The organism is Psychrobacter muriicola 2pS, assembly GCF_904846535.1.
In the GTDB taxonomy this organism is placed as follows: Bacteria; Pseudomonadota; Gammaproteobacteria; order Pseudomonadales; family Moraxellaceae; genus Psychrobacter; species Psychrobacter aquimaris.
In genome coordinates this window covers 1-22,045 of sequence record NZ_CAJHBC010000015.1, presented here as the reverse complement: position 1 = coordinate 22,045, position 22,045 = coordinate 1, and the positions used below count along the sequence as shown (strand labels likewise).

Sequence of the window (22,045 nt, the reverse complement as noted above, 5' to 3'; positions counted from 1 at the left end):
TGAAGTTTACTTTCCTTAGGTGACGTTGTTAATATCGGTGTTTCTTTAAACCGGGACTGTGACAGTCGGGGCAGCTGATATCTACTCAAATATATCATCTTGCCTCGGCTGTCACCCTCCTTTATTCCCCAGCATACTTTCTGACACACCACCTAGGTTTTTAATATCTAGGGCATTTTTAAATTACTTAGGCTAAAGCAGAAAATAAACATAGAAGCCGTAGACCCGTTACTAAGAAGCGTCAAATCATCGCAAGTCTCTTAAAGGTTGACCATAGCTATTCTGAAATACAAATCGTGGCTAAGTACTCGCGTCAGTTGATTGCTGAGATGTCTCAAGAATTAAAGAACGTTTCTGGACATTAACTAACTACCTATCACTATGAAAAAGTGCCTAATTATAAATCAGGCACTTTTTGAGCTGTTATACCTTTGCTTAGTAATGATAACGGCACTGGACGATAATGATCGCATCATCTTGAATTTCATAAACCAGCCGATGCTCTTGATCAATTCGACGAGACCAGTAGCCTGCAAGGTCATGTTTGAGTGGTTCAGGTTTGCCAATACCCTTAAATGGGTCACGTTTGATGGCTTTAATCAGCTTACCGATCTGTTTGACTTTCTCTTTACTGGTTCTTTGCCAGTACTCATAGTCCTCCCACGCGTCTTCCGTCCAAGATAGTATCAAGCGTCTACCTCATCATCAAAAGTGAGTGGCATATCTTTGGCATCAATCTCACGTTCAATCAAGCGACCAGCTTTAGCATCAGCAATAGAGCGTCTGAGACGCTTGGCATTGGTAGGGCTGCTTAAAAGATGCAGTGTTTCCTCATACGAGTTAAACTCTTCTAAACTCATTAATACCGTCGGTTTAGCATTTTGTCTTGTAATTAATATCGGGCCTTTATCAGTGTCTACCTTATCGATATACTTTGCTAAGCTCTTTCTAAAATCAGTGTAGTTCACAACGTCCATAATAATTACTCCACGTTTAATTATGTTGGTTATATGACCTATCATTATAGGTTGAATGTTATACTAGTATATACTATATCTGTACTTATATTAGTAAGAAGCAAAGGGATAATTTGATATGTCTTCATGTATCTTTTTAAAACGTACATATGAAAGCTGACATATTGATCTTAGTTTAAATTTCTTGGCACGTTTGCCGCCTTATATTGTCGAAAGAAACAAATTTTACTCATATACTCATATACTCATATACTCATATACTCATATACTCATATACTCATATACTCATATACTCATATACTCATATACTCATACCATTTTGCAGAAAAGCAATTATGAATGCAATATAATGGTTATTATCAAGCCTTACTGCATTAAATCGATTTTTATATGGCGTTGTGATGCCTTTAAATAAAGATCAAAGGGCGTAGTTTTATTTTTTTATTGTCGTATTCTCTCAGGATGTTGAGTCTCCGACAATCTCAGGGCGGTTCAGTAGTGATTTAACACCATTATTGGAACATGTTCAGTGCGTTATACAGACATCGAACTCCTAGCATTAGGTGTGAATTTAATGGCGACTAAATCAATAGCAGGGGTTATTATCATTAATTTTTCTTATTAAGATCTCCCATTTTGGTTTCTACAGGACTGTCTTGTGTAGCTCACATGATCCATGTATTACAAAAGCACAAAAAAAGGTGATAGAGAAATCATCATAGTAACTGTAACTGCCTTAGCTATTTAAAATAGCCAGCTACAAGCTACAGATCACTACTAGAGTTTCATCTACCACCTTCACTATCTTATGGTGACTGAGCGTTTAAGCCACCACAAGCGTTGCAGTCTAAAGGAGCTTATTTATGCCAAATACCTTTAATAGACTCCCAATACTCTGAGAAAATAGAGTCATTACGCTTCGTTTCTTCCTGACTATCTAGATGGGTAGGTGGCAAGATATGCTCATAATAGGTATCTTTTAATAGCTTACGTAATAAGCCTTCTCCAATAAATCCTTTGCCATCATTTAGCGTATTTGCCGCTCGTAATAGGTGACGAATGTCATATTGCGATGGATCTATATCAGGCACCTGTTTTTTGATATTCAGTAGGCTATATACCGCGACTCTAGCCGTACGAACAGAGCTTTCGACGGTGAATACCACATCATTTCTAGTTTCGACAAATTGTCCTACTAAGCCTAGATTAGTACAACCTTGCGGTACAATTTCAGGGCGGTCGCCTTGCGCACGTACCATAAACTGTGAGGTGATATATGGCATATAAGTAGATCTAACAATGGTATTGTCAACCACGCCGTCTAACTCATTGATAATACCAAGGTGGTGGCAGAGCTCTGCTAAAATCTCATTACCTGTACATTCTGGCATTGGTTTCTTAATATAATTGCCATCTTTATCCATCAGCAAACTATACACCCAAAGTACTAAGGTGTCCTTTGGTTGATCAGGGAAATGCGGCTGACGGTTACAAGTAAAGCTCATTACCCAGTTAGAATCGGTAAAGGTGACGATACCACCTGTCGCTGTTTTACCTGAGTATGGATCATTAACAGACAGCTCTTTAACCTTATTTACCAATGCAGAAGGCTTACAAGTCAGTGTGGCTGACATCCATGCAGACTCATTCACATTACCATTGAATTTTCCAGGATGACCAAAGACGCTGGACTTATGAGCAAGATTGTTCCAAAGCGTCCAACCTTTTGATTGCCCTTGATTGTCTAACATAGCATCTAGGTTTGGCGCAGAATCGTTATCACCATATCGTGTATCATCAGTCATTGTGCCTGTGGTTGCTACTACATAATCATTCTCTGTAATAGTAATACGGGTAGGCTTACCACCTACTTCTGCAATGATGGCTTTGACCGTTTTGGTTGGCTCATTAGCTGAACCCTTAACAGATTCATGGTCATCAGCTTGATTAAACTCAATATCTAAATCCGTCACCGAAGTATCGTATTGGAATTTAACCCCTTTTTCGATGAGATAGTTACGTAGCGGTACGATAAACCCATCATATTGATTGTATTTTGGAAATACTAGCATCGACATATTATGCAGACCATCTAAGTCATGCAAAAAGCGGTGCATATATAGTTTTAACTCAAGCAAGCTGTGCCATTTTTCAAAGGCAAACATGGTGCTCCAAAGTATCCAGAAGTTACTTTCAAAGAAGCTGTCGCTAAAGTAATCATTGACTCGCACATCATCTAATTCTTCTTTGCGTTTTAGTAGTAGACGTATCAATGCTAATTGGTCAGATTTTTTTAGAGTAACACCATTCGTTTCTTTGATTTTACCTTGCTGATGTACCAAACGAGCGATTGAATAGTTAGGATCATCATCGTTAATCAGTCTATATTCATCTAGTACGCTGTATGGCTCTGGCATCTCTACTGCAGGAATATCTTGGAAGACATCCCAAAAGTTCTCGTAGGTAAATTCCATCTCACGGCCACCACGTATGATGTAGCCATTCTTAGCATTACCTGAGCCATCCATGGAGCCGCCTGACACCTCTAGTTGCTCTAAAAAGGTGATATTTTCTGCCGGTACTTTACCATCACGAATGAAGTAGTAAGCACTGGATAAGCCCGCGATACCACTACCGATGATATAGACTTTACTGTCCTTATAAGCGTCGGTTGGTCTACCGATATTGCGTTGATAGTTGCCTATTTTGTCAGCAAACGGCAAGGTGTTTTGTGGGTAGTGGTGTGGATAGGCTTTATTAGCATCTGGCTGATGTGGAAAGCTGTCGATAGTTTTTTGTTTTTCATTAGTCTTTTTCATTATTATCCCCTTAGTGGGTTAAAGAGTCTTATGACTCAGTGTTGTTTTAAAATGAAGCTGCTATTAACTTAAATATTTATAGGTCAGTGACCAAATGAGAATGTAGTTATTGTTTACTGTTTAATACGTTATTAATTTCTTGTGATACTAAATTGAACCTACTTCTTAGTTCATTAGAAATATTATTTGGTAAGTCTTTTAGTCTTTTTAATTTAAAAGCAAGGTACATGCTGAAAAAGCCACTGGTTATCAGGGCTAAGCCAGTCCATATAACAACTGTCATGCCACCAAGTATAGGGTTAGATAATAAGATAAAGGAGAAAACAATACCGACAACCCCTATTACTGTTAAATACCCCCAATCAGAAAAGCCATATTCTTTTAACTCAAATGAATGGCTGACAGCACTAATGGAACGAAACAATACTAAAAAACCCACATAAAAAAGCAGGGTAGCTTGCGATACTGCCGGGTTAACAAACAAAAGAACACCAACAATTAACGTTAAAATCCCAAGGACTAAAAACCAACCCCAATTATTAAGTACCTCCTTATTTAATAAAGAAAATGCAATTTCAGAAGCGCCTGAAATAATGAAAGATATGCTGAATAAAATAGCGAGCGCAGCATAAGACTCAAGTGGTGAAACAAAGGTATATATCCCGGTGGCAATAAAAATAATGCCAACGACAAGTGGAATATACCAATGATTAATAGTTTTATTGATGGTGCCGAAGATATTTCTAGTGATTGAACTCATTTTTAATCTCGATATCTATGTATGTTGCAAAATAACGGCTTGATATAATATTAATTGTCTTTAATGCAAAAAAGCTACGAGGTAGATCGTTGTGATCTATCTCATAGCTTTTTGGCGCAGGTCGTGAAAAGCGTTAAAACATAGTCTACATGCTGCTCAATAAATTCATCAGAAAAAGGGTCTTTCCCAGATAATCTTGCAAATTGAGGGGCAAAGGTATAAATAGACGTGGCTGCACCCAGTAATAAGTAGCGAATATGCATACTGTCTCCTTGAGGAGCCAATCCTAGTTTTTGTGCTCTTCGAATAATATCCAGCTCTTCATCATAAATAGTGCGTAAATAGTTTTCGACAAACCAGTCAAGTCTTTCCGAATCTCCTTGATTAGCCTGTATCAAAAAATGATGAATATCGGGGTAGTTGGCACAAAACTTTATAAAATCTTTTAACAGCACTTTCACTAAAGTACGAGCTTCAGCATCTTGCATGTTTCTGCGCTTCTCAAAATTGTGTTCACTGTAAATCTCAAAACATAATTTTGCCGTGGCTTTCCACAACGCTTCTTTGGAACCAAAATGATGGCTAATCAAGGTATGGTTCACCTCTGCTTTTTTAGCAATGGCGCGCGTTGAAACACCATCAAAACCTGTTGAAGCAAACTCGGTAAGGGCTGCTAATAATATCTTATTTTTAGTTTGTAATGAGCGCTCTTGCTCTGCACGTTTCACAGGCTTCCCTTATTTATGTTAAGCTTCTTAATCCTTATATTAACCAACTGTTCAATTATCAAATGTTAAGTTATATTATCTTTTTGTTTTATTGTGTAATTATTATATGTAGTAGTAAGCGCACGGCAGTAGATTTGGTTTGCCAAGCATTAATTTAAAGGTTCGATGTTCAAGCGGTACAACTGTTTCGATAATATCCCTATAGAGAGCTTTTAGGTACGTTGAAGAATGATTTAGCGTATAGCAAGGCTATAAAAGAATTTCATGCCATTATCAATATTACTAAATATATTGAGCTTGAACACAGCTAGATTAAGATTCAAAAAGGTTTGGTCTATAAAATGCCAAGACAAATGTAGTTTGATCATTATCATCAGGCTGAGTAAATAAAACTTCTTAAGTTAATGTCTGCGGGATTGACAGCATAGGTCAATCAGCATCATATCGCTCACGAGTTTCACTGTGAGCGGCTCTAACCAGTAGCTCAGACTGGTTACAATGTATCTGTTGCTCACTAATATCGCGATTTATCCAATCGTCATAGCTTGATGGCTTAACATTTAGCACGCGGCACATAGTGGTGATGCTAAAGAAGTGCTGGTTGTCTTTGACAAAGGCGTACCTGATTAGCTTTGCTTTGCGAAGTACGCTGTCGCCTTTTTTAGGATCTCTCGTTTCTCTTCAGCTACTTTAAGCTGCCGCTTGAGCTGCTTTATTTCCTGAATAGCTGCCATAAGATTAGGATCATACTGCTCAGTTCCTGCAAGTTTGCCTTGATTAGCTTTATTGTGCCAATTAGATAACGTTTGCATCTCTATTTCGAGCTGCTGAACAGTTGCACTCAAGTTACGATTGTTGTCTGTTATCTTTTTGACAGCTTCTACTACAAATTGACTGCCATGTTATGCCCTTTTAATGCCATAAATCTGATATCGTTCTCTTAGGCTTATATGTGTGTAGCTCACGGTTGCAATCTTGCTTTGGCAGTGGATAATGATTTTGAGGTTAGGGCATCTATGCCTATTTTTTATCTGCTCAGCCAAATATTTACAATCATCCATTATGGCTACGTTTGATGCCAGCATAATTTTTGATGCACCATCCAATATTTTTTTAATGACAATCAAAGGAGATTTATATGAAAGCGGCACGTTTTTATGACAAAGGCGATATTCGTATTGAAGATATTCCAGAGCCTACTGTAGAGTCGGGTACCGTTGGAATCGATGTCGCTTGGTGTGGCATCTGTGGTACCGACTTGCATGAGTTTATGGAAGGTCCTATTTTTATTCCCCCTTGCGGTCATCCTCACCCAATCTCAGGAGAGTCTGCCCCAATCACTATGGGTCATGAATTCTCAGGCGTCGTTTATGCTATTGGTGAGGGTGTTGATGATATTGAGATCGGTCAGCATGTCGTGGTTGAACCATATATTATCGCTGATGATGTTTCTACCGCGCCTGGTGAGAATTATCACTTATCAAAAGATATGAACTTCATTGGTCTTGGTGGTCGCGGTGGTGGTTTGTCTGAAAAAATTGCGGTCAAGCGCCGCTGGGTACATCCTATCTCTAATAAAATACCATTAGATCAAGCAGCCTTGATTGAACCGTTAGCCGTTGGCTATCATGCTTTTGTGCGCAGTGGCGCCAAAGCAGGTGATGTTGCTTTGGTCGGTGGCGGTGGTCCGATTGGATTATTATTGGCGGCAGTTTTAAAAGCCAAAGGCATTACCGTCATTCTCACTGAATTGAGTACCAAGCGCAAAGAGAAGGCTAAAGAAAGTGGGATTGCCGATTACATTTTAGATCCGACTGAAGTAGATTTGACTGAAGAAGTCATGATGCTTACGGATAACCGCGGTGTGGACGTGGCTTTTGAATGCACCAGCGTCAATAAGGTATTGGACTCGCTGGTTGAACTTACTAAACCTACTGGTGTGGTTGTGATTGTCTCTATCTGGAGCCACCCAGCTTCCGTAAATGTACATAGCGTAGTCATGAAGGAGCTCGATGTACGTGGGACTATTGGTTATGTAAACAATCATCAAGAAACCATCAAATTGGTCGAAGATGGCTTAGTGAACCTTGAGCCCTTTATTACTCAACGTATCAAATTGGATGACTTGATTGCTAAAGGCTTTGAGACTTTAATTCACAACAATGAATCAGCAGTGAAAATTATTGTGAACCCGAACCTGTAAATAGTAAGGCAAGGGATATCCGGCTAGCTAGGTGGTTTTAATCCGTACGTTAGAATTTACCAAACCTCAAGTTGCCCAAATCTACCTAGGAAGCCTTAGACACACTGATCCCTGCTGTCAATCCCGTACACTTAAACTTGGGAGATTTTAATCAGACAACTGGCGGAAGTTTTTTAGGGTATACCTTAGCGGAACCAGCTATCTCACCCTTCAAACATATTAACAGACTACTCAAAATAGACTGATGTAATGGAACCACTTATAACAGACTATTTTAGGTGTTTATGTTTATGTTTATTAGAGCGTATCTACGAGCGTCAACCAAAGAGCAAGATGCCAAGCGTGCCAAAAATGAGCTCATACAGTTTGCTAATGATCATGGCCACAAAATTGCAGCCTTCTATGTCGAAAACGAATCAAGCGCAACTTTGATACGTCCACAATTAATGCGGCTAATCGATGATGCCCACGAAGGCGATGTGATTTTGGTTGAGCAGATTGACCGCTTAGCACGTTTGAACCAAGCTGATTGGGATACGCTCAAAAGAATGCTATCAGAAAAAAAGTTAGCAGTCGTATCAAGAGAGCTGCCAACCTCATATATGGCGCTTCAATCTAAGAACAGCACTGAATTTATGAGCAGCGTGTTGCAAGCTATCAATTCAATGATGCTTGATATGCTCGCTGCTATTGCTAGAAAGGACTATGAAGATAGACGTAACCGTCAGATACAAGGTATCGCTCGTGCTAAGGCAGAAGGTAAACATTTAGGGCGTAGGAAAGATACCGAGAAACGTAAGATTATTGCTAGCCTCCTGAAATCTGGGCATAGCTATTCTGAAATACAAGCTACAGCTAAGTGCTCGCGTCAGCTGATAGCTGTTATGGCTAAAGAAACGGAGTAATACTCATATACTCATATACTCATATACTCATATACTCATATACTCATATACTCATATACTCATATTATTATAAGAACTAATTTAGTTCACTATCAAGTAAATCTACCTCCAACATAATCGGGGCGGTTCAAACACATCCTAATCTGCTTCATCTTTAAAGGTTTTTACAACCACACAGAAAATATCGTCCCAAACCTCATCATTTACCAAAAACGAATAATCCTTCAGTAGATTATTACTTTTAGCACCCTTATTTTGCAGCATACTGCGAATGATTCTATCAGCATAGCTATTCGGCATCTCAACAATCTCTTTTATCGCCAGTCGTGCATGGTCATGCTTTCTTAGGTACTGTGACTCGTTATGCATCTCTTTTTCAATAACATGAGCAATCAGCCCAGATAAGTACTGAACGTGAGGTGTTAGATCCATAAAGCGCCATGCAGGTTGAATAAGGTGAGTGTTTTCAAAATTTAAGTTTGAGCGAATACCATCAGGGTAAGTAATCACCTGTTTATTAAAGCTGTAATGATCACGGATTTGCTTCATAAGCGGCACAGAGACACGGTCTAAAATCTTATCATAGGCATGACGGTCTGAGGGATGCTCAGCAATGGCTTGTGATATAGGTAGGATAATCGGCTCATGAATCACCTGGTCTCGTCTGAGGACATCATTAATTAAAAAGCGATGTACGCGGCCATTGCCATCAGCTAGCGGATGAATATACACAAAGGCGAAGGAGGCAACAGCACTACGCATCAGTGCTGATTGTCCCTCGGTCTTTTCCATAAATACTTGTAACCCTCCTAACTTATTAGCAATGTCATCAGCAGGTGGAGCGATATAGTGCACAATTTCTTTAAAGCCATTCACCTGAGTATGCGACACAAAAACTGGGGATTGACGGATACCATACTGCTGGATGACCGTTTTACTACCCAATATCTCTTTTTGCAATTCTGCCAATGATTCAGGATCAAGCGGAATGTCACCGGTGCCGGTACGCCGTGCCATCACATCGGCAAAACGTTCAATACGTTTTAACTCTTTTCCCTCACCTTCTATAGTAAAGCTAGCTTTACTTTCTCGTAGGGTCATCCATACGGAGGCTCGCATCAGTAAGTCTTGCCCAAATTCATCGTTAAGTTTGTCAACCATCGTGGCAATATCGAGTGCTGCCGCTTGCGTAAAGGCCTCTGTTTTCACCAACATCGGACAGAAATGACGGGTTCCTGCTAGATTGTCATTGATACGCCAGCGAGCATTCTTGATGACCTGCGCAGGGCTTGAAGTAACCAGCTTCTTGGTATCCAAAGCATCCACATAGTTACCGCCTATATTGCTTGGTACCTCTAAATGCTTATCCATGAGCCATTCATACAAGAAAGCCATTCTACGGGCATAGCTGCCTGTCGGCTCAGCGTTTACCCATGCTTGTACGTCATCAGCACCTATCTGCTCAAATAGACGAACCAGTAACTCTAAACTCAGTACTTCATGACGCATGTGAAATTGTAAATGCGCAATGATCGTGTCCAGTGGACGCGCGGTTTCCTGATAAGCATTATGGATGACGTCTCCGTCTTTATAGGTTTGTCTGCGCCCACCGATACTACTGCTGACATATAAAGGGGCAACCAGCTCGATGCTTGCATGACGGATAAGCCATGCTGCGCCAATAGGGTCTAAGGTAGGGGTGTTTATCATGAGTGGCTCAAGCGATTATAGATAAGCCATTTTGCAGAAAAGCGATTATGAATGCAATATAATGATTATAATGAAGCCTCAATGCATTAAATCGATTTTTATATGACGCTGTGATGTCTTTAGATAAAGATCGAGGGGCGTTTTAAGTGGGCATAATTGATCGAAATTGAAGGTGGTAAATACCCCTCTTTTAACACAGCTACGTAGTAATAGAGTGCCTATTCTGTAAACAAAGTTTGCTTGCCTCGCGTGTAAAGCCTTATATATCAGCTGCTTACAAATAAAAATAAAGAATTAAATATTCCTAAACAAATGGCCACCTATTCTTAAATTGGCAAGTTCACTTATTACTATAAATAATGGATAGTTAATTTACCATTTCATGTTCGACTGTATCCAGTCTATTTTAAGCGGTCTATTTGACTGGCTTAAGTGGTGTATACCTAAAATATACCATTTTCAATTACTGACGTTTGTTGCCACGAATAGTAATTCCTCGTACTGTCTGATTAATATATCCCAAATTAGTTTCTATAAAATTATTCGCTTAGGTCAAGGTGAGTTGACGGGTATCATAAATAATAAACATTGCTAATAATTTATTCATAGTCCTGATTAAAAGTAACGGATAGCTCGAGAGCAGCTTCTCGCATAATAGGTACATATTCTAATAGCTCATCCAAAGTTTTTCTTACAGTTGGACCATGGGTGAATACTGTAGCAAACGTTTTATTTTCATCATTAGGAATGAGTACAGCACAAGCAACCATGCCTGGAATAAACTCTTCGTTGTCTATCCCTACTCTAGTATCCCGTGTCTTAGAAATAGTCTGCATCAATTGCTTTTTATCTGTTTGCGTATTGGTAGTTAATGCATGTATCGATATTTTATTAATGATACGTTCGCATTTTGCATTGGATAGTTGTGATAAGAATAACTTCCCACTTGCACTTGCCCAAATCGGTACATGAGTTCCTACTGGCAGATATATTTGAAGTGGCCAATCAGATAAAACGCGATCTACATAAACTACATCTAGGTCTTTCATAATTGCAATGCCTACGGTTTCTCCTATTTGTGCTGAAAGCTGCTGTAATATTGCAAGTCTTTCAATTTTAAAATGATTATTCTGTAATAGGTCCATAGCTAACTTATAGGTTCTTTTCCCAGAGGTCACCTTCCCAGGCAAGTCCAATTGTACAAACCCGATATTTTGTAGCTGATCTAATAACCTGTACATACTAGGTATAGGTACATCCAATGTATCTGCTAAGTCGCTAACGCTCATTGGTCTTTGCGATCTCGCCAGAATTTCCACAATTTGCAAAACCCGCTCAACACTTGAGCCCTTCTTTTTAGTATTACTCATATCTTTGTCACTCCCTAACCATATGACTTCTAATGTTTCTAATCATTATAACGATAATATTTAATGATTTAAGACTTGTCATTATAAAAATATTCTGTTATTTTCACATAACGATATAAATTTTATCGTTATGTGAAAATAATGAAATGGATTTTATGCATATATAGCACAGGGAGTGCATATGATAAGTTTATTGCCCATTTTGCTGTCGTTAGGTTTATTAATGTATTTGGCCTACCGTGGTCATAGCGTGATTTTGTTAGCGCCTTTGCTAGCAATGCTTGCTGTGCTTTTAAGTGGTGAGGCTAATACGATGCTAGGCGTCTATACGCAAGTATTTATGAAAGGTCTGGGTGGATACATCATCAGCTTCTTCCCGCTTTTTCTACTAGGCGCTATATTTGGTAAGTTGATGGATGATTCAGGTTCCGCACTTAGCATCTCAGAGTCACTCGTCACTAAACTCGGTAAGAAGCAAGCTGTTTTATCTATCGTCATGGCCTGTGCGATTTTAACGTACGGCGGTGTGTCATTGTTTGTAGTGGGCTTTGCTGTATACCCAATCGCTGCTGCTTTATTTCGCGAATTGAACATCCCTAAAAGACTTATTCCTGGTGCTATCGCCTTGGGTGCTTTGACCTTCACGATGACCGCTTTACCAGGGACACCGGCAATTCAAAATGCCATTCCTATGCCATTTTTCAAAACAGATTCTTTTGCTGCCCCTGGTCTTGGTGCTATTGGTGGCTTGATCATGTTAGTAGGCGGAATGATTTGGCTTAATTATCGTACTAAAACAGCTCTAAATGCAGGAGAGGGTTATGGTCAACATCATCATGATAAGTTAGCGGTAGTCGATCATAGCGCCAAGCCTTCATTACTTGTAGCGTTATTACCAATCATCTTAGTCATATTGATTAACTTCATTTGCACCAAATGGCTATTACCTAGTATGGATAATAGCTATCTAGCAACTGAAGAGTTTGGCGCTGTTCCTCTATCTAAAGTTCTTGGTATTTGGGCTATTGTTATAGCTTTGGTAGTGTCTTGCGGAGCGATGATTCTGCTCAATTGGAAGCGTTGGAAGGACCTAAAAGAATCGCTCAGTGAGGGTGCGCTAGGGTCATTGCTACCAATTTTTAACACGGCATCTGAAGTTGGATATGGGTCAGTTATCGCTACTTTAACCGGGTTTATCATTGTAAAAGAATTCTTATTAGGTTTGTCTCCGGAGAACCCTCTAATTTCAGAGGCTGTTTTCGTAAACGTTATGGCGGGTATTACTGGCTCAGCGTCTGGTGGACTAAGTATTGCTCTCAATACCATGGGGGACAACTATCTTCAGTTAGCTTCTCAATTTGGTATCAATCCCGAGTTAATGCATCGTGTAGCTTCTATAGCATCAGGTGGTTTAGATGCTCTTCCTCATAATGGTGCAGTTATAACTCTACTCGTAATTTGTCAGCTCACTCATAGAGAGTCTTATAAAGATATTTTTGTGGTAGCTGTTGCGGTACCTGTACTAGCTCTCATAGCAGTAATCACCTTAGGCACATTGATAGGTTCGTTTTAGCACAGGATTAAACACATAGTGATCAACACAAGGATAGTTAAGTATGTCACATAGTATTCTTCTCCCAAGAATCATGGAGGTAGGCCGCGATGCATGTCAAAAGCTACCGACCATATTAGATAGTTTGGGTATTAAAAAGCCTCTCATCATTACGGATGAGATGATGGTTAAACTGGGTTATGTGGACAAACTACAAACCATTTTGAAAGAGGTTCAGATTACAGCTGATGTATTCTCAGATACTATGCCTGAGCCTACTGAAAGCTCTATTAAGTCAGGGGTGCAGCAGGTACGACACCAAGAATATGATGGTTTGATTGCCTTAGGTGGCGGGAGTCCTATAGATAGCGCAAAAGCAATTTCAATTTTAGGGAGATTTGGTGGCGTCATTAATGACTATAAATTTCCTCGTCAAGTAAATGAAGCAGGTTTACCTATTATTGCGATACCTACTACGGCCGGAACAGGGTCAGAGGTTACTCGATTTACTATTATTACTGATGAAACAAATAACGAAAAGTTGTTATGCGTTGGTATGGGATTTATGCCTATAGCCGCCATTATTGATTATAGCCTTACTATGAGTGTCCCTCCTCGAACCACTGCTGATACTGGCATTGATGCAATGACTCACGCTATAGAGGCTTATGTCAGTCAAAAACGTAACGCTTATAGTGATCAACAGGCTTTAGCTGCATTACGTTTGATTGGGCCCAATCTACAAAAGGCCTATCATAATGGCGAAGATGAGGATGCTCGTGAAGCCATGATGTTAGGTTCTACGTTAGCTGGTATTGCATTCTGTAATTCATCGGTGGCTTTGGTGCATGGAATGAGCAGACCGATTGGCGCTTTTTTTCACGTACCGCATGGTTTATCAAATGCGATGCTATTGCCAACTATTACTGAATTTGGCATATCAGGCACTCCTGAACGATATGCAGATTGTGCACGAGCATTAGGAGTGGCGAGCTTTGATGATACTGATAATCAAGCGAATATAAATTTGATTACCTATCTGAAAAACCTCAATATCGAGCTCAAAGTGCCTACATTGGAACAATTTGGGATTCAAAAAATTGATTTTGATGCGCTAATAAATACCATGTGTGAACAAGCATTTTCCTCTGGTTCACCTAACAACAACCCCCGAATACCGAGTTTGGAAGAAATGGTTCAACTTTATACATTGTTATGGGCAGAAAGTAGCTCAGATGATGTTTCGACAAGCTAATAAAACTAAAGCTTACTTTTAATCTACGTATAAACTAAATGCTATAAAAGGAATATATATTATGCAAACTATCGGACATTTTATTAATGGTCAGGAAATTAATGAAGCGAGCCAAACACAACCTATTTATAACCCTTCTACTGGTGAAGTAAGTAAACAGGTTGCTTTAGGTAGTTCTAAAACTATTGATGAAGCGGTTATCGCTGCAAAAGCGGCCTTTCCAGCATGGCGTAAAACGCCACCTATGAAACGCGCTAGAGTCATGTTCAAATTCAAAGAGCTATTAGAAAAAAATGCTGATGAAATTTGCAGGCTAATTGGCGAAGAGCATGGAAAAATTTCGCATGATGCCGCCGGTGAATTACAACGCGGTATCGAAAACGTTGAATATGCTTGTGGTGCACCAGAGTTATTAAAAGGCGAACATAGTCGTAATGCGGGTCCAGATATTGATTCTTGGAGTGAGTTTCATCCACTAGGAGTAGTGGCTGGCATCACCCCATTTAATTTTCCTGTTATGGTTCCTCTTTGGATGTTTCCTATGGCTATCGTCTGTGGAAACACCTTTATTCTAAAGCCATCTGAACGTGATCCAAGTGCATCGTTGTTTATCGCAAAACTTTTAAAAGAGGCGGGCTTACCTGATGGTGTTCTTAACGTCGTTAACGGAGGTAAAGAGGCGGTTGATGCTCTATTACATCATTCAGATATTGAAGCTATAAGTTTTGTAGGATCTACTCCAATTGCTGAGTATATCTACACTACAGCAACAGCCCAAGGTAAAAGATGTCAAGCTCTAGGCGGGGCAAAAAATCATGCAATCGTCATGCCTGATGCGGACCTAGATAATGTGGTCACTTCTCTATTAGGGGCTGCATTTGGCTCGTCAGGCGAACGTTGTATGGCTTTATCTGTTGCGGTAGCAGTAGGTGATGATATTGCTGATAAAATGGTTGAAGCATTGCAGCCGGCAATACAGCAACTAAAACTAGGTGCTTATTCGGACAAAGAAAATGATTTTGGCCCTGTCATTACTCAGGCTCATAAAACTAAAATTTTGGAGCATATCAAAAGTGCTGCAAACCAAGGAGCAAAAGTAATCATTGATGGTTCTAATGCGGCACCAGCAGGTCATGAGAAAGGGTTTTTCGTTGGTCCTACTCTGATAGACAATGTGACAAAAGAGATGGACAGTTATGATGCAGAAATTTTTGGTCCAGTACTTCAAATTATGCGTGTTCAGACAATGGAAGAAGCTATAGAGCTTATAAATGAACATGAGTATGGTAATGGAACGTGTATTTATACCAGAGATGGAGAAGCGGCTCGCTATTTCGTTGATAATATCCAAGTCGGCATGGTTGGGGTAAATATCCCATTACCAGTGCCAGTAGCATCACAAAGCTTTGGAGGTTGGAAGCGCTCATTGTTCGGAGATCTATTTATGTATGGTCCAGACGGTGTAAGATTTTTTACTCGCCGAAAAACTGTTACTCAGCGTTGGCCTAGTGCAGCAATACGAGAAGAGAAGCAGTTTTCTATGCCAACATAAAGCTCGTCTATATTAATCTCAGTTCGAAAGTCCACTAATACAAGTTTAAATAGAAACAGGACCTCTTACATGGGCGAAATATAAAGTACAAGCGCTTAAGCCTCTAGATAATATTCTAATCAACCACCGCTCTTTAATTGAGACGGTGGTTTTCAAGTTGAAAAATATGCAAGACTAAAATCTTTACAGATTGTGCTGTTACAGTACCCACTGCTAATCTGATATCAGGCTTGATTGCTTATTACTAGTATTCTTTTAAATATACTCTTAAAAACATACCTGCATAAACATATCTGAAGAATTCTCATTTAATAATTTGCTTATGGTGCCATTACACTAATAAGAATTGACAAATCAAAATTACTACGTTAAAAGTATACATAACGATAATCATCTTATCGTTATGTATACTTTTTTATCTACGTCCTTTAATAAGCAATGTAGAAAATATTGCTGTAAACAGTATGGATACTGGGACAAAAACAAGAGGGAACGAGCATGATTTATGCAGCACCAGGACACGCAAATAGCTTACTTAGTATTAAGCCACGCTACGGCAACTACATCGGTGGCAAATTCGTCGAACCTATAGGAGGCGAATATTTCATTAACAATACTCCAATAAACAATGAACCCTGTGGTGAATTTCCACGTTCTCAACAAGCTGATGTGGACTTGGCCCTTGATGCGGCCCATGCCGCAGCAGAAGCATGGGGTAAAACCTCCGTCCAAGACCGTTCATTGGTCTTATTAAAAATAGCTGATCGAATCGAAGCCAATCTTGAATATCTAGCTGTAACTGAAACTTGGGACAATGGTAAACCGATTCGTGAAACTCTCGACGTTGACGTACCACTTTCAGCAGACCACTTCCGCTATTTTGCTGGCTGTATTCGCGCTCAAGAAGGTGGTGCATCTGAAATCAACGAAACTATGGCAGCTTACCACTTTCATGAACCACTCGGCGTGGTAGCACAGATTATTCCATGGAACTTTCCACTCTTGATGGCCGCATGGAAATTAGCACCTGCACTTGCCGCGGGTAATACCATCGTGCTTAAACCTGCCGAGCAAACCCCATTGTCGATGACCGTACTGTTAGAGTTGATTGGCGATCTCCTACCAGCAGGTGTGCTCAACTTGGTACATGGTTTCGGCAACGAAGCCGGTGAGGCGCTTGCCTCAAGTCGTCGTATTGCAAAAATCGCTTTTACCGGCTCAACCCCAACTGGCATGCATATCATGAAACATGCAGCAGTCAATCTAATTCCAAGTACCATGGAACTTGGCGGTAAATCTCCCAATATTTTCTTTGCTGATATTATGCAGGCCAATCCAAAATTCATTGACAAAGCCGTCGAAGGCTTGGTGATGGGATTCTTTAACCAAGGTGAAGTCTGTACTTGCCCATCGCGTGCTTTGATCCATGAATCTATCTACGAGCCTTTTATGGCAAAAGTCTTAGAAAAAGTCCGCAATATTCGTCAGGGTAATCCTCTCGACACTGAAACTATGCTGGGTGCCCAGGCCTCAGCGCAACAGTTTAAGAAGGTTTTGGACTATATCGAAATTGGTAAAAATGAAGGTGCGGAAGTCTTAATTGGTGGTGAAAGCCAGGTGCCATCAGATACACTAAAAGAAGGCTACTATTTACAACCCACCCTGCTCAAGGGCCATAACAAGATGCGCATCTTCCAAGAAGAAATATTTGGTCCTGTGGTCGCAGTCACCACTTTTAAAGATGAAGATGAAGCCATCGCTATTGCCAATGACACTGAATATGGTCTTGCTGCAGGGGTATGGACCCGAGATATTAGTCTGGCCTATCGCATGGGTCGCGCTATAAAGGCTGGGCGAGTCTGGACCAACTGCTATGGTCTACACCCTGCGCATGCAGCCTTTGGTGGTTATAAAAATTCAGGTATCGGACGTGAAACCCACAAGATGATGCTAGACCATTACCAACAAACCAAAAATCTCTTAGTCAGTTATGACGACAATTCAATGGGACTCTTCTAGTTTCTCCATGTAGTAACCATCAAACTGATTCATATTTAAAAAGGATATTTACTTATGCGTTTTTATGATTATTTAGTACCTAACGTCAATTTCTTTGGTCCAGGCTGTTTAGAAGTTGTAGGACAACGTTGTCAGATATTAGGTGGAAAACACGCCTTGATTGTCACCGACCCATTTTTGGCTACACTCAAAGATGGTGCTGTTGAAAAGACTATTGCCTACCTCGATGCAGTCGGTATCAGTAGCAGCGTGTTTTCTGGCGTTCAGGCAAACCCTAAAGATTCCGATGTAACATCCGGACTAGCATGCTACCAAGATAATCAATGCGACATGATCGTTACCGTAGGTGGGGGTTCTCCACATGATTGCGGTAAGGCTATTGGTATTATGGCCACACATTCAGGCAAGATTGGCGATTATGCAGGTATCGATACTCTGAGCCATCCACTTCCTCCAATCGTCTCAGTAAATACCACGGCGGGTACTGCCAGTGAAGTCACACGCCACTGCGTGATTACTGACACCAAAACCCAATTGAAATACGTCATCGTCAGTTGGCGTAACTTGCCTATGGTCTCGATCAATGATCCATTGTTGATGATTGGTAAACCACGTGCTTTGACGGCTGCGACTGGTATGGATGCCCTAACCCATGCCATTGAAGCCTATGTTTCAGTAGATGCTAATCCAGTTACCGATGCAGCTGCCATTCAAGCTATCAAACTGATTGCTAACAACCTACGCACTGCAGTCGCCAATGGTAGTGATCTTAAAGCCCGTGAAAATATGGCTTATGCTTCGCTATTGGCGGGTATGGCCTTTAATAATGGTAACTTAGGTTATGTGCATGCTATGGCACATCAACTCGGTGGTTTATATGACATGCCACATGGTGTTGCCAATGCAATATTATTACCGCATGTATGCCGTTATAATTTGATCGCCAATGTACAAAAATTTGCTGATATCGCAGAATTTCTCGGAGAAAATACAGTAGGTTGTTCAGCGATAGAAGCGGCTGAAAAAGCCATTAATGCCTTGTTTAGACTTTCTGCCGATGTCGCCATCCCTGGCCATCTCAGCGAATTAGGAGTCAAAGAGCAAGACTTTGAACTCATGGCAGATAATGCATTAAAAGATGGTAATGCCTTTAGTAATCCACGCAAGGGAACAAAAGAAGATATCGTATTAATTTTTAAAGATGCATATTGATGATGTAGCAATAAATACTGTTGATATTTACTATTGGCAGTTTAAAGAATAACGAGAAAATAGATGAAGCTATCCTAGGTAATAAAAATTATTGAGGATAGCAATTCCTAATCTAATGCGGTTATCAAAATTAATCAAGAGAACAATGCTGAGTACGAGTATCGATGACTATGTGGCGTACTAAACACGAATAGAAAATGCATAGTAAGTACATTACAAAGCACATTGCGTAATATTTCATAAAATTAAACAATTAACATCTTTAGCTTACAGCCAAATATTCGAGTCCTAACTAGAAAGTTGAATGTTCGCTAAGTACATTAAAACTACCTTATCCACTCAAACCATTGGTGCTACTAGCCTAAATATCTAAGGGTCCATTTTAAATAAGGATTAGTGGTCACGAAGGGTAGTATTTTCTAAAATATATCGAGACCATCCCGAATTCTGTGTAACTGCCATTTAGATTAAATGCTTACTGATACGGTCATCAAACATAATCATAAAACGATTCAGAGCAGACGTCCAGTTACGGATGGGCATCGACCACTTTTTAGACGCCTGCTGGGTTGCTAGGTAGACTACCTTGAATGCCGCCTGATCAGATGGGAACACCTTACGCTTATTCACCGCTGTCCGAATCACGCTGTTTAATGACTCAATAGCATTGGTGGTATATATGACTTTTCTAATGTCTTTAGGGTAACCAAAGAATACCGTTAAGCCCTCCCAGTTATTACGCCAAGACTTAACCACGTGCGGGTATTTCTCGCCCCATACCTCATCAAAGTGCTCAAGGTTGGCCTCTGCCATCTCAAGCGTATCAGCGCCGTAGATGACCTTTAAATCAGCTGCTACGGCCTTCTTATCTGTCCAAGGTACGAACTTCATTGAATAGCGCAGCATATGCACGATACACAGCTAAACCTGAGCGTTGGGGTAAACGGTATTGATGGCATCAGGGAAGCCCTTTAAACCATCGACACAGGCAATGAGGATATCTTGCACCCCGCGGTTTTGCAATTCAGTGAGAACGCCTAGCCAGAACTTAGCACCTTCATTTTCTGATAGCCACATGCCAAGCAGCTCTTTTCTACCATCAAGTCCCACTCCTAAGGCCAGATAGATCGCCTTGTTGATGATCTGCTTGTCTTGGCGTACCTTAACGACAATGCAGTCTAAATAGACGATAGGATAAACACTGCTCAGCGGCCGGTTCTGCCAAGCGGTGATGTCGTCTAAGATATTGTCAGTGACTCTTGAGACAAGAGAGCTTGAGATGTCGACGTCATAGAGCTCTTTGATGCTCTCTACAATCTCGGTAGTGGTTTGACCTTTGGCGTATGAGCGAGGATCAGCAAGTGTCTGGGAGACACTTGCCCGAAGCGCAAGACGTAAGGCTATGCCTGTAGTGAAATATGATTTTATCATCAAGGCCACTAATACGGGTTTGATGCTTACGCACTAACGCAGGTTCAAAGTCACCATCACGGTCTCTTGGGGTGGAGATCTCAAGATCGCCTGTGTCACTGCGGACTGTCTTTTTAGTGTGCCCATTGCGCTTGTTAGGCTTATCTGCTTTTTCATGCTTGGGGTAGCCAAGATGGTCTTCCATCTCAGCCTCTAAGACAGTATCAATAAAAGATTGCATGAGCTGCTTTTGAAAGTCTTTGATGTCATCAAAGCTTTTCATGCTACCAGCCATTTGCTCGGCCAGTTTTTTAATGTCAGATTGAGTAGTCATTGCTTATTCTCCGGTTAGTGGATTATAAGCAGTTACACACTTTTTAGGAAAGGCTCTCAAACTCAAAAGGCGATACATAGCCCAATGCACTGTGTATACGCTTTTTATTGAACCGATCTACCCAATTCAATGTCGCAAGTTGTACATTCGCTAAACCTTGCAAATCTGCTTTCAAATATTCAATCACCTCTGTTTTGTATAACCTATGCCCTGTTACAGCCAAAGCATTATCAAGGCCTAGTTATATATTTTTTCTTATGTTATCAAGCCAAGCTTGCATACTTGGTGTAAGCAAGCGATGACGGCGCCAAGCCATGACAAGCTCCCATTTTAACTGAGGTTGGGTTAGTGGCAAGCAGACTAATCCTGTTAAATCCAACTTTTGAGTATAATATTGAGGCAAAAGAGTCACGCCCATATCCTGTTTTACCATGTCAAGAAGCAAGTGCCACTGATTGGTTTGGCAAATAATATTAGGTTCAAAACCTAGTGATTGACAGTTTTCTATAATCATCGGAGTAAATGATGAATTGGAGGTAAATAAAATTAGGGGGGCATTTGATAGTGACTTAAGTGTTACCTTGGTTTTTTGCTTACCCATACGGTTTTTATTTGCTACGACCACCACTGGATAGCAACATATCGACAAGTAGTCAAAATCATCGTCAATCGGCTTCATCAATGTTGCCACATCAAGTTGCCCCTCTAGAAGGGCCTGCTTAAGTGACTCAGCACCATCTTCGATAAGTGAAGTTTCTATACTAGGATGCATTTGGTAAAAGTTAAAAATAGCTTTGCTTAGTATTTCACTGCCTAACGGTGAAATACCCAAACGCAATTTACCACCTATTAATTGCTGATAATCTACTACTGTTTGTTCAAGATTATCTGCCTTTTGTAAGATATCAACTGCTTGAATATAGAGGTGTTCGCCAATTTCCGTTAAATTAACTAGCCGCTTTTTTCTATGAGTCAAAGGCTTATCAAACAGAGCTACGCCTAAATATTCTTCAAGATTACTGATAGATTTGGTAACGGTGGGTTGGGTTAAATTGAGTTGAATACTGGCTTGAAGAAACCCACCTGTTTTTACAACTGTCACAAAGCAGCGTAATTGTTTCAAAGTTATCATGAATAATAAACCATGGTTAGGAAGGATAATGAAATTTATTATAGAAATTGGGAATAAAAATAAAAATATAATTCATAATTTATGACTATGGTATTTTTATAATAAGT

At 40.2% G+C, this 22,045-nt stretch carries 15 protein-coding genes and 3 pseudogenes; 7 read left to right on the top strand and 11 right to left on the bottom strand.

Annotated features, from left to right (window positions below; all coding sequences use genetic code 11):
* Positions 1–435 precede the first annotated feature (435 nt).
* From JMX93_RS13995 to JMX93_RS13970, 6 genes and pseudogenes are all read right to left on the bottom strand, one after another.
* Complete coding sequence (locus tag JMX93_RS13995; RefSeq protein ID WP_087813577.1) at positions 436–690, bottom strand: Txe/YoeB family addiction module toxin; 255 nt, start codon at positions 688–690, stop codon at positions 436–438.
* The gene (locus JMX93_RS13990) at positions 687–977 is read right to left on the bottom strand and encodes a type II toxin-antitoxin system Phd/YefM family antitoxin (protein WP_087813576.1); all 291 of its coding nucleotides are present in this window, start codon (positions 975–977) and stop codon (positions 687–689) included. The genes JMX93_RS13995 and JMX93_RS13990 overlap by 4 nt, the downstream gene beginning before the upstream one ends.
* A gap of 857 nt (positions 978–1,834) precedes the next feature.
* Entirely contained in the window at positions 1,835–3,796 is a 1,962-nt protein-coding gene (locus JMX93_RS13985; RefSeq protein WP_499205076.1) for an oleate hydratase, read from the bottom strand.
* Between the two features lie 106 nt (positions 3,797–3,902).
* Entirely contained in the window at positions 3,903–4,556 is a 654-nt protein-coding gene (locus JMX93_RS13980; RefSeq protein ID WP_058023642.1) for an HdeD family acid-resistance protein, read from the bottom strand.
* Between the two features lie 101 nt (positions 4,557–4,657).
* Entirely contained in the window at positions 4,658–5,284 is a 627-nt protein-coding gene (locus tag JMX93_RS13975) for a TetR/AcrR family transcriptional regulator (RefSeq protein ID WP_058023641.1), read from the bottom strand.
* Positions 5,285–5,716: 432 nt separating this feature from the next.
* Positions 5,717–6,150, bottom strand: a pseudogene (locus JMX93_RS13970) (transposase family protein); the annotation flags it as partial.
* A gap of 272 nt (positions 6,151–6,422) precedes the next feature.
* On the opposite strand from JMX93_RS13970, the gene JMX93_RS13965 reads away from it, so the two are divergent.
* Entirely contained in the window at positions 6,423–7,487 is a 1,065-nt protein-coding gene (locus tag JMX93_RS13965) for a 2,3-butanediol dehydrogenase (RefSeq protein WP_058023639.1), read from the top strand.
* Positions 7,488–7,777: 290 nt separating this feature from the next.
* A complete protein-coding gene (locus JMX93_RS13960) occupies positions 7,778–8,392 on the top strand; it encodes a recombinase family protein (RefSeq protein WP_499205075.1) in 615 nt (204 codons plus the stop codon).
* Between the two features lie 138 nt (positions 8,393–8,530).
* Here JMX93_RS13960 and JMX93_RS13955 read toward each other — a convergent pair whose 3' ends face one another.
* Both JMX93_RS13955 and JMX93_RS13950 read right to left on the bottom strand, forming a co-directional pair.
* Positions 8,531–10,102 (bottom strand): Fic family protein, encoded by a 1,572-nt coding sequence (locus JMX93_RS13955; RefSeq protein WP_499205074.1) that lies wholly within the window; start codon positions 10,100–10,102, stop codon positions 8,531–8,533.
* Positions 10,103–10,701: 599 nt separating this feature from the next.
* Complete coding sequence (locus tag JMX93_RS13950) at positions 10,702–11,472, bottom strand: IclR family transcriptional regulator (RefSeq protein ID WP_174660670.1); 771 nt, start codon at positions 11,470–11,472, stop codon at positions 10,702–10,704.
* A 181-nt stretch (positions 11,473–11,653) separates the two neighbouring features.
* Between JMX93_RS13950 and JMX93_RS13945 the strand changes: the two genes are divergently transcribed.
* The 5 genes from JMX93_RS13945 to JMX93_RS13925 all read left to right on the top strand — a co-directional run bounded on the left by JMX93_RS13945 (position 11,654) and on the right by JMX93_RS13925 (position 19,062).
* Positions 11,654–13,045, top strand: coding sequence for a GntP family permease (locus JMX93_RS13945; protein ID WP_298872567.1), 1,392 nt, complete (start codon positions 11,654–11,656; stop codon positions 13,043–13,045).
* A gap of 43 nt (positions 13,046–13,088) precedes the next feature.
* Positions 13,089–14,279, top strand: a complete 1,191-nt coding sequence (locus tag JMX93_RS13940) for an iron-containing alcohol dehydrogenase (protein WP_499205073.1) — start codon at positions 13,089–13,091, stop codon at positions 14,277–14,279.
* Between the two features lie 61 nt (positions 14,280–14,340).
* Positions 14,341–15,831, top strand: coding sequence for a CoA-acylating methylmalonate-semialdehyde dehydrogenase (locus JMX93_RS13935; RefSeq protein ID WP_201560992.1), 1,491 nt, complete (start codon positions 14,341–14,343; stop codon positions 15,829–15,831).
* A gap of 498 nt (positions 15,832–16,329) precedes the next feature.
* Positions 16,330–17,850 (top strand): aldehyde dehydrogenase family protein, encoded by a 1,521-nt coding sequence (locus JMX93_RS13930; protein ID WP_443530493.1) that lies wholly within the window; start codon positions 16,330–16,332, stop codon positions 17,848–17,850.
* 54 nt (positions 17,851–17,904) lie between these two features.
* Positions 17,905–19,062 (top strand): iron-containing alcohol dehydrogenase, encoded by a 1,158-nt coding sequence (locus tag JMX93_RS13925; RefSeq protein ID WP_333615054.1) that lies wholly within the window; start codon positions 17,905–17,907, stop codon positions 19,060–19,062.
* A 462-nt stretch (positions 19,063–19,524) separates the two neighbouring features.
* On the opposite strand, the pseudogene JMX93_RS13920 reads toward JMX93_RS13925, so the two are convergent.
* The 3 genes and pseudogenes from JMX93_RS13920 to JMX93_RS13910 form a co-directional block, all read right to left on the bottom strand.
* Positions 19,525–20,806: pseudogene (locus JMX93_RS13920) on the bottom strand (IS256 family transposase).
* A 43-nt stretch (positions 20,807–20,849) separates the two neighbouring features.
* A pseudogene (locus tag JMX93_RS13915) lies at positions 20,850–21,038 on the bottom strand (integrase core domain-containing protein); the annotation flags it as partial.
* A gap of 9 nt (positions 21,039–21,047) precedes the next feature.
* The gene (locus tag JMX93_RS13910) at positions 21,048–21,938 is read right to left on the bottom strand and encodes a LysR family transcriptional regulator (protein WP_068406606.1); all 891 of its coding nucleotides are present in this window, start codon (positions 21,936–21,938) and stop codon (positions 21,048–21,050) included.
* Positions 21,939–22,045 lie beyond the last annotated feature (107 nt).